The sequence below is a fragment of the Pseudoalteromonas sp. Hal040 genome (genome assembly GCF_037162425.1).
Taxonomy (GTDB): Bacteria; Pseudomonadota; Gammaproteobacteria; order Enterobacterales; family Alteromonadaceae; genus Pseudoalteromonas; species Pseudoalteromonas gelatinilytica.
On sequence record NZ_JARLUU010000001.1, the window covers coordinates 400,215 to 414,151 of the forward strand.

At 42.0% G+C, this 13,937-nt stretch carries 13 protein-coding genes, 1 tRNA gene and 1 pseudogene; 8 read left to right on the plus strand and 7 right to left on the minus strand.

Translation table 11 applies throughout. The annotated features are described in order from the left end of the window. The first annotated feature begins 80 nt into the window (after positions 1-80). Together P4S60_RS01820 and P4S60_RS01825 are read left to right on the plus strand one after the other, a co-directional pair. Positions 81-155, plus strand: a tRNA-Arg gene (locus P4S60_RS01820). Between the two features lie 61 nt (positions 156-216). Beyond that, entirely contained in the window at positions 217-438 is a 222-nt protein-coding gene (locus P4S60_RS01825) for a Rho-binding antiterminator (protein WP_337114828.1), read from the plus strand. Here the strand turns inward: P4S60_RS01825 and P4S60_RS01830 are convergent. Then, a complete protein-coding gene (locus P4S60_RS01830) occupies positions 433-1,404 on the minus strand; it encodes a zinc transporter ZntB (RefSeq protein ID WP_337114829.1) in 972 nt (323 codons plus the stop codon). The two genes, P4S60_RS01825 and P4S60_RS01830, sit on opposite strands and share 6 nt — an antisense overlap. 148 nt (positions 1,405-1,552) lie before the next feature. On the opposite strand from P4S60_RS01830, the gene P4S60_RS01835 reads away from it, so the two are divergent. The 3 genes from P4S60_RS01835 to P4S60_RS01845 are packed head-to-tail and all read left to right on the plus strand — an operon-like array spanning position 1,553 to position 4,044. After that, positions 1,553-1,975, plus strand: coding sequence for an ATP-dependent zinc protease family protein (locus P4S60_RS01835; RefSeq protein ID WP_063699806.1), 423 nt, complete (start codon positions 1,553-1,555; stop codon positions 1,973-1,975). A gap of 58 nt (positions 1,976-2,033) precedes the next feature. Beyond that, positions 2,034-2,939 (plus strand): 30S ribosomal protein S6--L-glutamate ligase, encoded by a 906-nt coding sequence (gene rimK, locus P4S60_RS01840; protein WP_063699803.1) that lies wholly within the window; start codon positions 2,034-2,036, stop codon positions 2,937-2,939. 46 nt (positions 2,940-2,985) lie between these two features. Further along, positions 2,986-4,044 (plus strand): succinylglutamate desuccinylase/aspartoacylase family protein, encoded by a 1,059-nt coding sequence (locus tag P4S60_RS01845; protein WP_063699801.1) that lies wholly within the window; start codon positions 2,986-2,988, stop codon positions 4,042-4,044. 341 nt (positions 4,045-4,385) lie between these two features. Here P4S60_RS01845 and P4S60_RS01850 read toward each other — a convergent pair whose 3' ends face one another. From P4S60_RS01850 to recQ, 4 genes and pseudogenes are all read right to left on the minus strand, one after another. Then, positions 4,386-4,946 carry a mechanosensitive ion channel domain-containing protein gene (locus tag P4S60_RS01850; protein ID WP_105182098.1) on the minus strand — a complete coding sequence of 187 codons (561 nt, stop codon included), beginning with the start codon at positions 4,944-4,946 and terminating at the stop codon, positions 4,386-4,388. A 63-nt stretch (positions 4,947-5,009) separates the two neighbouring features. After that, a complete protein-coding gene (locus P4S60_RS01855; protein ID WP_337114830.1) occupies positions 5,010-6,668 on the minus strand; it encodes a BamA/TamA family outer membrane protein in 1,659 nt (552 codons plus the stop codon). Positions 6,669-6,792: 124 nt separating this feature from the next. Continuing rightward, positions 6,793-7,089, minus strand: coding sequence for a DUF3630 family protein (locus P4S60_RS01860; protein ID WP_063699797.1), 297 nt, complete (start codon positions 7,087-7,089; stop codon positions 6,793-6,795). Positions 7,090-7,096: 7 nt separating this feature from the next. Next, positions 7,097-8,921, minus strand: a pseudogene (gene recQ, locus P4S60_RS01865) (DNA helicase RecQ). Between the two features lie 225 nt (positions 8,922-9,146). On the opposite strand from recQ, the gene rarD reads away from it, so the two are divergent. Next, a complete protein-coding gene (gene rarD / locus P4S60_RS01870; protein ID WP_337114831.1) occupies positions 9,147-10,070 on the plus strand; it encodes an EamA family transporter RarD in 924 nt (307 codons plus the stop codon). Positions 10,071-10,072: 2 nt separating this feature from the next. Here the strand turns inward: rarD and P4S60_RS01875 are convergent, their stop codons facing one another. Beyond that, on the minus strand, positions 10,073-11,308 hold the full coding sequence (locus P4S60_RS01875; RefSeq protein WP_337114832.1) for a GGDEF domain-containing response regulator: 1,236 nt from the start codon (positions 11,306-11,308) through the stop codon (positions 10,073-10,075). Between the two features lie 78 nt (positions 11,309-11,386). Then, entirely contained in the window at positions 11,387-11,761 is a 375-nt protein-coding gene (locus P4S60_RS01880) for a DUF413 domain-containing protein (RefSeq protein WP_063699788.1), read from the minus strand. 90 nt (positions 11,762-11,851) lie between these two features. On the opposite strand from P4S60_RS01880, the gene P4S60_RS01885 reads away from it, so the two are divergent. Then, complete coding sequence (locus P4S60_RS01885) at positions 11,852-12,706, plus strand: LysR family transcriptional regulator (protein WP_337114833.1); 855 nt, start codon at positions 11,852-11,854, stop codon at positions 12,704-12,706. Between the two features lie 196 nt (positions 12,707-12,902). After that, on the plus strand, positions 12,903-13,835 hold the full coding sequence (locus P4S60_RS01890; protein WP_063699784.1) for a porin: 933 nt from the start codon (positions 12,903-12,905) through the stop codon (positions 13,833-13,835). The last annotated feature ends 102 nt before the right edge of the window (positions 13,836-13,937 follow it).

Genomic DNA, 13,937 nt, shown 5'->3' on the forward strand with positions numbered 1-13,937 from the left:
TAGCATTTAGTGCAAGATGCCATTATCATTGCCGGGTTGTCATGCTGATATCGCGAGTCAGTATTGATGACGACAAATGTGCTCTCGTGGTGAAATGGATATCACGTGGCCCTCCGGAGGCTAAGTTGCAGGTTCGATCCCTGCCGAGAGCGCCATTTGCTCTTCACGTTAATATCTTCTAAGCTCGATTTATTCCTTTAGCAATCTCAAAAGCCAATGACTTATCAACCCATCGCCTGTGGTGACTACGATAAATACGAACTATGGTGCATGCATAAATCCTTATTACGCATTACCTTAGTATCTGGTGAGTTACTAGAGGGAAAAGCTGATACCTTGAAGATACTGAACCCCGATGGTGAGCACCTGATTTTGGCAACAAAAAAAGGCGAATATGCCGTCCGCCTTGATTTAATTAAAAAGGTTGTCGAGTTATAGCCACTTCTTATTTTTAAAGTAAATGCCAATCCCAACGGTGAGCACCACCAAGAAAATAATAAATAAGCTAAATGCGTAAGGGCTTTCAGTGCCCGGAATACCGCCTACGTTTACACCTAGTAAGCCTGTTAAGAAACCAAGTGGTAAAAACAGTGCAGCAACCACCGACATCACATACATGCGCTGGTTTAGTTGCTCAGACACTTGGCTAGTAATCGCTTGTTGAATAATTTGCGCGCGTTCAATTGAGCTATCTAGCTCTTCTAAGTAACGGATCAACATATTGGTTGTTTCGTTTAGGCGTGCCTTATCGTCCTCAGCTAACCACTTATATTTGTTGTTTAACAAAGTAATAAGCGCTTCTTTCTGTGGCCTTAAATAACGTTTTAATGCGATTGTTTGGCGGCGAATTTGCGCTAATGATTGATGATCAAAGCCTTTGTTTGGCTCGTCAATTTCATCTTCAAAACCATCGAGTGTGTCATCTAAACTGTCGATAACAGCTTGCATACGTGAGGTTAGGTTTTGCGCCAATTGGCATACTAATTCAGAGATTGAGCAAGGACCATTGCTGCCATCAAATGATTCGACAACATCCTGCACGGATAGCAAACGGCGCTTACGTGTTGTGATCAGAATGTTTTCATTGATGAATAAGCGCAACGAGACCATGTCTTCAGGGCTTTGTGCAGGATTTAAGTTAACACCTCGTAAAAACAGCATGTTACCATTAGTGACCTTGGTCAGACGCGGACGTGTTTCATCGGCAATCAGGGATTCAAGCTCGTAATCAGTTAATAAGTTACTTTGCTCAAGCCATGTAACGGCTTCAGCTTGGCTGTAATCCATGTGCACCCAAAGTTTACCGTGCTCAGGTTGCCAATTTTGCAGCTCAGTACTATTTTCTATAGCACGTGCGCCGCCTAGTTCGTCTAAAATTAAGACATGAAGTAACCCATTGATCATATTGAACTCTCGTTTTACAAATAGTGCGATATAGTTGATTATAGTTTAGCCTACGTCAATTAAATCGATTTATCGAGGGGATAAATTATTTTCGTTGGTGTTTCTAGCTCTGTAGCGTATAAGACACTTTTTTAAAGAGGGCACATTAATGAGCGCAAAAATTATTGTTGGCTGGCGAGAATGGCTTGGCCTGCCTGAACTGGGAATAGAAAAAATCAAAGCAAAAGTTGATACTGGAGCGAGAACTTCATGCATTCATGCTTTTGACATTGAGGAATTTTCAGAAAATGGCGAAACATGGGTGAAATTTACTACCCATCCTCTGCAAGAAGATGTAGAAACAACGGTAGAGTGCCGTGCCAAAGTGGTTGAGCGTAAATACGTGACCAGTTCAAGCGGTCAACGTGAACTTCGCTACTTTATCGAAACAAAATTAGTCGCAGGTGACCAAAGCTGGCCTGTAAGGGTTACTTTAAGTAACCGTTCAACAATGAAGTTTAGAATGTTGTTAGGACGTACAGCAATGGAAAATCGCATAGTCGTTGACCCGGCTTTATCTCATTTATTATAGGAAAAAGACTTATCACACGTTGCTACGTGTGTGAGTTTATCAGTTAAGGTTTTTAACTATGAAACTTGGTATTTTATCTCGCAACCAAAACTTATATTCAACACGTCGCTTAATCGAAGCTGCAGAGCAACGTGGCCACGAAGTGAAGGTAATTGATGCACTTCGTTGTTATATGAACATCAACTCAGAGCAACCAGAAATTCACTACCGCGGTGAAAATTTAAAAGATTTTGATGCCATCGTTCCGCGCATCGGTTCGTCGGTGACTTTCTATGGCTGTGCGGTTTTACGTCAGTTTGAAATGATGGGTGTATTCCCAGTGAATGAATCGGTCGCTATTAGCCGCTCTCGTGACAAGTTACGTTCATTACAATTATTGTCACGTAAAGGCGTAGGTATGCCAGTGACAGGCTTTGCGAGTAAGCCTGATGACGTTAAAGACTTATTAAGCATGGTTGGCGGCACGCCTGTAGTAATTAAACTACTTGAAGGTACGCAAGGTATCGGTGTGGTTTTAGCGGAAACACGTAAAGCAGCAGAAAGCGTAATTGAAGCGTTTATGGGCTTAAAAGCGAATATCATGGTGCAAGAGTACATCAAAGAAGCCGGTGGTGCAGACATTCGTTGTTTCGTGTTAGGCGATAAAGTAATTGCTGCGATGAAGCGTCAAGCGCAAGAAGGTGAGTTCCGCTCTAACTTACACCGTGGTGGTAGCGCGACGTTGGTTCGTATTACTCCTGAAGAAAGAAGAACAGCGGTTGCAGCTGCTAAAGCAATGGGCTTAAACGTGGCAGGTGTTGATTTACTTCGTTCTGCACGTGGTCCATTGGTGATGGAAGTTAACTCATCACCAGGCCTAGAAGGTATTGAAGTGGCAACTGGAAAAGATATTGCTGGCATGATCGTTGAGTTTATTGAAAAAACAGCGGCATCAAAAAGAACAGCAACGCGTGGTAAAGGTTAAGCCTTTACCCATAGGATAATAAGCGCTCTATTAAAAGGAACAGTGCGTGGCTAAGGTTAAGAAAAATACATCGTTTTCAATTTTAGGTGATACGGTGGGAGTTGGTGAACGTAAGACATTTGCGATTGAAGCTGCCAAGCTTTATACCCACTCGCCGTTGAATATTCCTATTGAAGTGGTAAATGGTGTGCAGCAAGGACCTGTATTAATGGTGTGTGCTGCAATTCATGGTGACGAGCTCAATGGTGTTGAGGTTGTTAGGCAATTACTGGCTAAAATCGAGCCAGAGCAATTGCGCGGTACTATTATTGCGGTGCCGATTGTGAATGTGTTTGGCTTTATTCATAAGTCACGCTACTTACCTGACCGACGTGATATGAACCGCAGTTTTCCGGGTTCAACCCGTGGTTCATTAGCAGGGCGTATGGCCAATGCCTTTTTCTCGCAAGTTGCAGTACATTGTACGCACATTATTGATTTACACACTGGTGCAATTCACCGTACGAACTTGCCGCAAATTCGTGCTAATTTGAGCGACCCTGCAACAGCAGCCATGGCGAAAGCGTTTGGCACTCCTGCGGTGATTGATGCGTCACTTCGCAATGGTTCATTACGCAGTGAAGCGGCCAATTTAGGAATACCCGTTATTACCTATGAAGCCGGTGAAGCGCTTCGCTTTGACCCAATTGCGATTGCTGCAGGTGTGCAAGGTGTTGATTATGTCATGCGTCATTTAAAAATGGTGCGTGGTAAGCGAGCTAAGAAACTGCCAGAGCCAGTGATTGCAAGCTCGACGAGCTGGATACGTGCCGAAGTTGACGGCATTGTTCGTGCACAAGTATCACTGGGTGAACGAGTAATGAAAGGGCAGGTTCTAGCTTATATAAGCAGCCCACTTGGTGATGCTGAACTTGAGCTACTCGCGCCGCGAAGTGGTATTGTAATTGGTCAGCAAACTATGCCGCTGGTAAACGAGGGGGATGCCGTATTCCATCTTGCTTACTTTGCTCATGCAAATAGTATTGTAGAGCAGCAACTTGAAAACTTTATTGATGAAATAAGCGATATTGAAGATGAGTTAAAAACCGCAGATTTAAATAACTAGTACCATCTTGTGTTATTAAAAAAGCCAAACTATCTGTTTGGCTTTTTTGTATCTGCCTGTCCTCACCTATTACTTGACCTTAGAGTAAGTACAAGGTTTATAGTTTTTTTACTTACTTAATAGTTGTCGATTAACGAACAGATCAAAGATGAAAATATTTCTATTTTACACAGGTTTATTAACGCTTGTTATTTCACTTACGCACGGCTTTTTTACAGAGCAAAGTGTTGTTCACATTGTGTTATTTCACCCTTTCGTCATTTTATTTAGTTTTATATTAATCGCCTATGGGAGCAGAAAAAAACACCCTTTTAACTGCTCTTCTCGTTAATTTTAAGCGGTTATTTTTTTGGACCTAAAATGCGCTTTATGGTTGGTGCTTTAGTCGCTGTAGGTGGGTTCTTTAACACCATTACAGGGCGGGTAACAAAGATGTTGTTTGGGTAAATGACCTTGTGGCCATCAACATGCTCAAGAACGACGTTCATCAAGCCCATTTCGATAATGCGGCCTTCTAAGAAGTTTGCACCGTCAATTACTCTCACCCAAAAACCAACGCGGCAGTCGTTTTGAATAAACATTAGCAAGAAGGCTGTTAGGTTACTCAGCAACGACCAAGCAGCAAAAAGCGCGACACCCAGCATGGCAAAAATGGACGAGCCAAGTACTAATAATCCTCGTAGCTCAATACCCCAAAAAACTAGCACTAAACACAGCATAACAATGGCAAGAATGATATTGAGTAACAGCTCAGCGCGGTATTCACGATGTGGATCAGCTTTGCCTTTAATTGCTTTTAATAGCAGTTTTTTGGTAGTTTTACGAAGCAGCGGGTAAAGCAAAATCGCGATAATAGTCACGATTAAGTGGTATTGCTCGTTAAAGAATTCGGCGAAGTCCAAAAGGGTTCCTAAGTTAATATTTTACGTATCGATTTTAGCGTCTTAGGCACAGAATAACACTATCTAAAAGGTATTTTTAACCGTTACCAGCCATTGCACAGAGTCAATATCGTCATCTTGTTTGTTAATGGGTGCTGCAATATCTAGGTGAATAACTGTACCGGCATTGGCGCGGCTTGGCGCTAAGCGAAGGCCTACACCCACATTTTGTAGTACGTTACCATTGGCGCCGTTATCTTTGTCGTTATACCAAGCTCTACCAATATCATAAAACGCGGCACCACCGACTTTGAACAATTGCAGTAAGTCATATTCCCAGTAGTAGCGTTTCTCTAAGGTCACTAAAAAGCTACGGTCGCCTACTTGGTAGTCAAGCGGGTAACCACGTAGACCATTCTCACCACCAATAGTGAGTTGTTTATCAGCAGTGAGGTTTTCAGCATACTCAAGCCGTACTTTAGCGTACCAGCTTTGTCTTAGTGTGGTATTGAGATAATACTGTAGCTGTGTGCTGGCAAATAGGTTTTCGACGTCATCGATTTCTTCATTCCAGTAGCCATCAAGGTCTGCCTTAAAGCGCCATAACTGGTTGTCTCCAGAGTAATGTGCTTTTGATAAAGATAACGAATAAATAGTACGGCTGGCATCGTCACTAAAATCTTTGCTTGAATAACCGAGTAAGGCATGGATATTCCAACCCAGGTTTAAATCTTCTGTACGGTAGATGCTATCGAAGTTTCTGACCTTAACGTAATGATCCTCAAACCATTGGCCACTAACATAAGGGTAACTTAGCGTTCTATCTTCAGCGATGGGGAAGCGCGTGAATGGCGTCTCTTTAAAGGTTTCTTCGCGGTTTTCGATACCAAGCTTAATACGCTGGGTCCAATTATTACCAAGTTGTGATGAGTGACCAAAGTAAGCACGGTTTAATAAGGTTTTTTGCTCAAATTCGCTAACTACATCGCCGCGATAGTAAAGGGATTCTCGGCGCTGATCTGAGTAACTCGTTGCGCCATAACTGTAGGGCGTATCAATCGAGAAAAACGGGTAGCTCACATCAATATAATGACGTTTGCCATCATCGTTGTCTGAATATTCTAAGCGGCCTTGATAGCGGCTAGAGAATATATGCGGGTCATCATACACAAACAGGTAACCTGTGCGGTCTGCATCTCGAGTACGGGTAAACGATACCCGTTTACCCCAACCTAAAAAGTTAGATTCGCGAAATCCGATACTCGACTCATTCTTACCACCACTGCGGCTAAAGCTGATTTCAGGTAATAAGGTCCACAGATCGCGCGTAATTACTTTTACATGTACGTTGCCATCACAATCGAGCTTTGCGTTGATACGCGCATCATATAAGTAGCCTTGTTTACGCAGTAATCGTTCTGACTCAAGTAATTTACGTGGACTATAAATTTCACCTTCTTCGAACAATAAAACGCTGTGTATTACCTCTGGTTCAGTGGTCATATGAGCGCGATTAGCAAAGCGGAACAAAAAGTTATTCTCTTCTTCAAGCTCAGTGTTAAAGACGTTTAGTTGTTCAAGTTCAATGGAGGCTATTTTGCGATTATTAGCGGCATCGGGTAGGGGATTATCTGCATCGAGCTGGCGGCGTAGGTTATTATCTTGTGATTTAAGCGTACGTTGGTTTTGACAATAATTACTATCGTCAGTAAACAACTGCTCTGCATGGACATTAGCTGCCATGCAGACTGGCAATAATGTTATTAACCTTGCAACAAAGTGCGACTGCTTAAATCCCATTTACACCCTTAGTTGAGTATGTCCTATGCAACTACTACATACTAAGCGTGGAAAAAAGTCTAGCTTATTATTGTAATTGCGCGACCAAATATTGCTGAAGTTGTGGTAATGCCGCACTGGCTTCGATGCCCTCAGCATTAATCCAAATACTTTCACTGTAATGTTCAAAGTTTAGATTAAAACTATGATCTGTAAAGTGAAAGCGTAATTGATGGCGATCAGCACCAGCATCAAAGTCGGCAGTTGTTATGGCTGGCGCGTGCAAGAAAAGGGTTGCCCAAAGCTCAAAATCTTCATCGTGTGGAAGCTCGCTTGGTATAACAAGGATGATCGCATGTTCGGCATCATATTTGAGTTCAGTCATAGCAGTCCTAATTAGCGGCTAAGTAGTCGCGAATGGCGTTTAAAAACGGCGCGCCATACTTGTTAAGTTTGGTAAAGCCAACACCCGACACTTTTAAAAACTCACTGTCGTTGGTTGGCATGAGCTGCGCCATTTCAGCAAGGGTTTTATCATTGAATACCACATAAGGTGGTACATCATCGGCATCGGCCAGTTCTTTACGTAAGGCACGTAATTTCGCAAACAGCTTTTTGTCGTAATTAAACTGAGCGAGTTTATCTTGGTAAACGTGTTTAGCTTGTAAGCGAGGCTCAGCAAGTTGCAGTGCATATTCACTTTTAAGTACTGCTCGGGCGGCTTCGGTTAAGCGTAATGACGAACCTTGGGTAATGTCTTGGCTCAATAATCCTTGATGGATGAGTTGCCTTAAAATACTGAGCCAGAATTCCACACTGTGCTCTTTACCTATGCCATAGGTACTGAGCTGGTGGTGATTGTTATCACGAATACGGCTCGTGTTTGCGCCGCGCAGTAACTCAACAATATAACCAATCCCAAAACGTTGCTCAGCACGATATACACACGATAAGGCTTGTTGTGCGACAAGCGTGCCATCAAAGCTGGTGGGTGGGTTTAAGCAAATATCACAGTTACCACAGGTTTCGCGCTTATATTCACTAAAATAATTGAGCAAGATTTGTCTACGGCATGTTTGTGCTTCGGCGAAGCTAGCCATGGCATTAAAGCGCTGCTCTTCAACGCGACGACGTTGCTCGTCTTCAATATCTTCAAAAAAGCGGCGTACGCGGCCTATGTCTGCCGGATCAAAATACATAATCGCTTCAGCTGCCAAGCCATCACGACCAGCACGGCCGGTTTCTTGGTAATAGGCTTCGATACTTTTTGGAATATCGTAATGCACCACAAAACGTACGTTTGGTTTATTAATTCCCATGCCAAAGGCCACAGTCGCAACCACAATTTGAATATCGTCACGGGCAAAGCCTGTTTGCACAAACTGTCGTTGTTCATTACTCATACCCGCATGGTAGGCGGCGGCATTGAACCCGGCGTCAGCAAGTTTTTCAGCGACATCATCAACCCGTTTACGGCTGGTGCAATAGATAATACCACTTTGATTTTGCTGTTCTTTTAAATAACGAAGTAGCTGCACCATCGGTTTAAATTTTTCTTCGATGGTGTAACGAATGTTCGGTCTATCGAAGCTGCCAGTGTGCACGTAAGGATGGTTAAGCTGTAGCTGCTCAATAATATCGTAACGAGTTGCTTTATCTGCTGTCGCTGTGAGTGCCATCATAGGCACATGCATAAAGCGTTGCTTTAACTCGTTGAGTCGACAGTAATGTGGCCTAAAGTCATGACCCCAATGCGACACACAGTGAGCTTCATCAATCGCAAAAAGTGCGAGCTTAAGGTGGCTCAAGCGCTCTAAAAATTCGTGTTGCAGTACTTTTTCTGGTGCTACATATAACAGCTTTATTTGCCCATAATGCAATTGCTGATAGACAGCTTGTTGCTCTTCAAAAGGCAGGCTGTTATTGATGTACGCCGCTTGTACGCCGAGCGCTCTTAGTTGAGCTACTTGGTCTTGCATTAAAGAAATAAGCGGCGAGATAACCACAGTTACACCATCGAGGATCAAAGCGGGTACTTGATAGCATAATGATTTGCCTCCACCGGTTGGTAGAAGAACAAGCGAGTCTTGTCCGTCTAGCGCGGCTGGCTATAATCGCTTCTTGGCCATCACGAAAATCCTTGTAACCAAACACTTGTTTGAGTACAGCTTGTGGTGATCGAATGGGTGTGTTGGACGTTGCGGTATTGGTATTCATCGCCGAGCATTTTAGTGGTTTTTTATAGCGATGTCTTTAGCAATATACACAAACGACCTCAAGATGCAGAATTCAGCGTTTCACAGGAGCTTAATATCAAGGCGTTAGTTTGCAACAATGTCAGTCCCTTTTAAGAAGTAAATACATGGGTTTATTTAGCGCGTTTTGGTTGCGTCACTGCAGAGGGGGCGTAAAATAGCGTTTTTAAACTATAAAGCCAAACTTATGCCTACCAACATTGAGCAGCGAAAAGGCGTCATTTTCGCGTGTTTAGCCTTTTTTATGTGGGGTCTTGCACCCATCTACTTTAAGCTTTTACAGCAGGTATCTGCGTTTGAAATATTAATGCACCGTGTTATTTGGTCGGTGTTATTTTTACTTCTTATTATTGCTGCTCGTCATCAATGGCAACGTATTCGTGTCGTGCTTGGGCAACCCAAATTGTTACTGATGCTGGTGATCACAGCAAGCTTACTCGGCTTTAATTGGGGCTTATTTATTTGGGCAGTGAACAATAATCACATGCTCGATGCTAGTTTAGGGTATTACATCAACCCACTACTAAACGTGTTACTTGGTATGTTGTTTTTAGGTGAGCGGCTGCGTAAATGGCAAGGCGTTGCGGTAGGTCTGGCGCTTTGTGGTGTGTTGCTACAGCTTGTGAGCTTTGGTTCATTCCCTGTGGTTGCTTTCTCATTAGCAGGATCGTTTGCTATTTATGGGTTACTACGTAAAAAGTTACCAATCGAATCATTGCCGGGGTTATTGCTTGAAGCACTTATTTTATTGCCCGTTGCGCTTATTTACTGGTGGTTGATGGCACCTTCTGCAAGCTCTGATCTAACCGCGAATGATTGGCACATTAACGTGTTACTTATTAGTGCTGGTGTGGTGACAACCTTACCGCTGTTATGTTTTACCGGTGCAGCAAAACGCCTTCAGTACAGTACATTAGGCTTTTTTCAGTACATTGGCCCAAGCTTAATGTTTATGCTTGCGGTGGCGTTTTACGGTGAGGTATTTGATGCTGAGCGTGTTGTTACGTTTGCGTGTATTTGGAGTGCTTTGGCATTATTCAGTTGGGATTCGTACCGTCAAAATCGTAAGCAACGTAAAGCGAAATTAGAGGCGGTAACTAAGCCTGTATAGGCTTAGTTTACTAATTTGTTTCGACCTGACTCTTTTGCTTGATAAAGCTTTAAATCGGCCTGTTTTATTAGTTCATCTAAACTGTAAACAGGTCCATTATGAAAACCAATCGACAACGTAAACTTAATACGGTCTTTACTGAACTCAGGGCTGTGTTTTTCAACAAACAAGCGGAATTTTTCTAAACGCTGCAACGATTCATTAGTGTCTTGATCAGCAAAATACACGGCAAACTCTTCACCACCAAAGCGTCCTACTAAGTTTTCTTCAAAATACTTTGCCAAACATTGCGATAAGCCCTTAAGAACTTCATCACCGGCATCATGACCATAGTTATCGTTAATCGATTTAAAGTAGTCAATATCAATCATGGCTAGCGAAACCGAGGTATTTGCCAATTTTGCGGCTTTTAAGTGACTGTTTGCTTCACCAAAGAAATAGCGGCGGTTAGGAAGTTTGGTAAGGTAATCCGTGTTAGCTTGTAAACGAATGGTCTTGATGTTTTCAAGCATGTCGACGTTTTGGCTTAGCCGGCAATAAAACTCTTCATTGTTAAATGGCTTTCGAAGGTAATCGTCTGCGCCTGATTTTAAAAAGCGCGTTGAAAGGTGCAAGGTATCGTAAGCCGAAATACCAATCACGGCTTTTTCATCGTTTGAGTATAAACGACGAATTTCGACACACAGCTCATCACCATTCATATTTGGCATTTCATTGTCAGTAATGATAACTGCTATAGAAGGGTTTTCTGCCAGAACTTTTAAAGCATCAATACCATCAACCGCTTCGAGAGTTTGGTATTTGTGCCGAGTTAATAAGTTACATATATGATGGCGTGTTGCCGCTGAATCATCGACGACCAATACCAATATTTGCTCGTTACGAGGTAAGCGAGCGAGTTGCTTTTCTAAATATTGATAGGCTTGTTTATTTTCTTTGGTGATGTAGTCAATGATGGGGTGTTTCTCAACGATGTTACGCGTTGTTTCGTCAAGGTTACCGGTCATTACGATGGTAGGAATGTCAGCTGCAATCGTGCAGGGCACTGCTTCACCGGTTGGTGCATCAGGAAGAATAAAGTCAACCACGGCGCAAAAATAGCTGTGCTTGCTAATTAGCTCTTTTGCTTCGGCTAAAGAACCTGCGATATCAGCTTCATAGCCAACTTTTTGCGCGATATGTTTTTGCACTCGCGCAATGGTTGGCGTATCTTCAATTATTAATATTCTTCGAGTCACAACGTGCCTTGTAATAACTTATTGGCGAAACAAAAGTTATTACCAGTTTTAACCCTAAAAGGGTAAAAAAGCAAATCGTTATAGGCTGTCTGACTCAGAATAATATTCAACACTTTGTGGTGTTGGGCTCGCGATACGTGAGCGTCCAAATAACGTGTGAAACTTCGTTTTACAGGTTGTTTGTTTTAGGTACTTTATCCAAGCTCGCTCTACAGCGTTTGTTGCTTCAAGGTTACCAGTAACAACTTGCACAAATTGAGTTTGAAATTCATTTTGTGGTTCTAGGGTTTTGTTGTATAAACCCTTTAATACAACACCATGCTGTTCGAGAATGTCGGCTTCTAGCAAAGTGAAGTGACCACTACGACCAAAACCGCGTGGGAAGTTTTGATCATCATAAAATTGACGTTGGCTTGCAAATGCCTGACGAAGTGATGAAATGTCATTGCTCATGGCTTTATCCTCATGCCCTATTTTCTTGCAGGAGTATGGATCAAGTTGCCGATTTTATTAAACAAGTTATTTTTATCGTAAGGGTAAAAAATGGATATCGATTTATTGAAGACTTTTGTCGAAGTGGTCCGTACTCGTCATTTCGGTAAAGCAGCTGAAAATTTATATATTACACAGTCTGCGGTGAGTTTTCGGATCCGACAATTAGAGCAAGGTTTAGGCGTTAACTTATTTATTCGTCAGCGTAACAACATTCAGTTAACGGCACCGGGTGAGCGACTTCTTCCGCACGCACAAATGATCATAACCGGTATGCAGCGGGCAAAAGTCGATGTAGCTCTTGCTGATAATATGCATAAGCAAATCAGTTTAGCAGGTACACCTAATATTTGGGATGCTTTTTTACAGTTTGGGATCACAAATATTGTTTCTGCTATGCCGGGTGTCTCTTTGGTCGCAGAAGTAAAAGCCCAACAAGAAAGCACCCGCTTATTATTAGAGCGTACGCTAGACTTAGCGGTGCTATTCGATCCGCCTAAAGTAGACGAATTAGTTGTTGAGCGAATTTGTGAGTTACCTATTATTCCGGTGAGTGCATTCGAAACAGCTAACAGTGATAACTTTTTTGATAATCAATATGTCTATGTTGATTGGGGCACATCATTTTCACTTTGGCATGCGCGTGAGTTCAACGGTCACGCACCGCCTTATTTCAGAACCAGTACAGGTCGTATTGCGCTTGATTTAATTTTGAAGTGTGGCGGCAGTGCGTTTATTCCTCAGTTATTAGTAGAAGAGCAACTCAAAGCGGGTGACCTCTATCATGTTAAAGATGTAGCACATACCTCGCGAGACGTGTTTGTGGCGTACCACAGAGATAACGAACAAACGCCTTTATTAGAGAAGTTAGTAACGCTATTAACCGAGCTGAAAATAAAAGCTTAAATTAAATTTAAACTAGCTTTAATAAAAATTTAATGTGGGAACAGTTAGTTACGTTTTTATTTCAAAATTAATTATATTTTATGAAGGTAAATTGACGCTTTTATTTCAATTGTCATCTTTCTGTCATTTTTCGCTGTCACACTGCGCGCATTGAAACACAACATGTGTTTTTTGTTGCGATTATTGAGGAAACGACATGAAATTTGCAAAGTCTAGCTTATTCCTAGCTTTATTTGGTGGTTTATCTTTTTCTGCATTAGCTGATGTAGATGTATATGGTAAAGCAAACGTGACTGTTCAATCATCAGATGATGGCGAAGGGTCTTTCACTGAAATTAAAAGCAATAACTCACGTTTTGGCTTAAAAGGTTCAGAAAAAATTTCTGAAGGCTTAGAAGCGGTTTATAAATTTGAGTTTGGTGTTGACGTATCTGACGCTGATTCAAAAGGCGACAACGAAGACAACATCACTGCACGTAACCAATACGTTGGTGTTAAAGGCAGCTTTGGTCAAGTTGTTATCGGTCGTAACGATACAGCTATGAAGCAATCTCAAGGTAAAGTTGATTTATTCAATGACCTTGAAGCGGATATCAAAAATGGTTTCAAAGGTGAAAATCGTTTAGGTAACACAATTTCTTATGCTTCTAACGATTTTAGCGGCTTCAAAGTACTAGCGACTTACGTAGCTGAAGACTCAGTTGATGCAGACAACGGTTACTCTGTAGCTGTAACTTATGGTGATGCTGGTCTTAAGAAAAGCAACATCTACGCATCAGTAGCAGCTGATAGCGAAGTAAAAGGCTACGACATTGTTCGTGCAACCGTACAAGGTAAACTAGGTGACTTTAAACTAGGTGCTATGTACCAAACACAAGAGAAAGTAGATGGTAGCGCAGAGGCAGATGGTTACTTAGTAAATGCTGCTTACCAAATGAATAGCAATACTTTCAAAGTACAGTATCAAGTAATCGACTTTGATGAAGGCGATAAGAAAACGGCTATTTCTGCAGGTGTTGACCACAAGCTTAGCAAAAACACCAAAGTATTTGGTTTCTACTCAACGTTTGATACAGACAATCAAGTTGACCAAGATTACCTAGGTGTTGGTATTGAATACAAGTTTTAATCCAACCCTTGGATAACTCCCTAACTTGTCAGCCCAGCTAATTAGCTGGGCTTTTTTATTTCTCTAAAAATAAATTTATACAGCAGATAGTGCTTGAGTAGC

Excerpts from the sequence above, each read along its gene's own strand:
- P4S60_RS01825 (WP_337114828.1), top strand. The coding sequence starts at position 217 with ATGACTTATCAACCCATCGCCTGTGGTGACTACGATAAATACGAACTA.
- P4S60_RS01830 (WP_337114829.1), bottom strand. The coding sequence starts at position 1,404 with ATGATCAATGGGTTACTTCATGTCTTAATTTTAGACGAACTAGGCGGC.
- P4S60_RS01835 (WP_063699806.1), top strand. The coding sequence starts at position 1,553 with ATGAGCGCAAAAATTATTGTTGGCTGGCGAGAATGGCTTGGCCTGCCT.
- rimK (WP_063699803.1), top strand. The coding sequence starts at position 2,034 with ATGAAACTTGGTATTTTATCTCGCAACCAAAACTTATATTCAACACGT.
- P4S60_RS01855 (WP_337114830.1), bottom strand. The coding sequence starts at position 6,668 with ATGGCAGCTAATGTCCATGCAGAGCAGTTGTTTACTGACGATAGTAAT.
- P4S60_RS01860 (WP_063699797.1), bottom strand. The coding sequence starts at position 7,089 with ATGACTGAACTCAAATATGATGCCGAACATGCGATCATCCTTGTTATA.
- rarD (WP_337114831.1), top strand. The coding sequence starts at position 9,147 with ATGCCTACCAACATTGAGCAGCGAAAAGGCGTCATTTTCGCGTGTTTA.
- P4S60_RS01880 (WP_063699788.1), bottom strand. The coding sequence starts at position 11,761 with ATGAGCAATGACATTTCATCACTTCGTCAGGCATTTGCAAGCCAACGT.
- P4S60_RS01885 (WP_337114833.1), top strand. The coding sequence starts at position 11,852 with ATGGATATCGATTTATTGAAGACTTTTGTCGAAGTGGTCCGTACTCGT.
- P4S60_RS01890 (WP_063699784.1), top strand. The coding sequence starts at position 12,903 with ATGAAATTTGCAAAGTCTAGCTTATTCCTAGCTTTATTTGGTGGTTTA.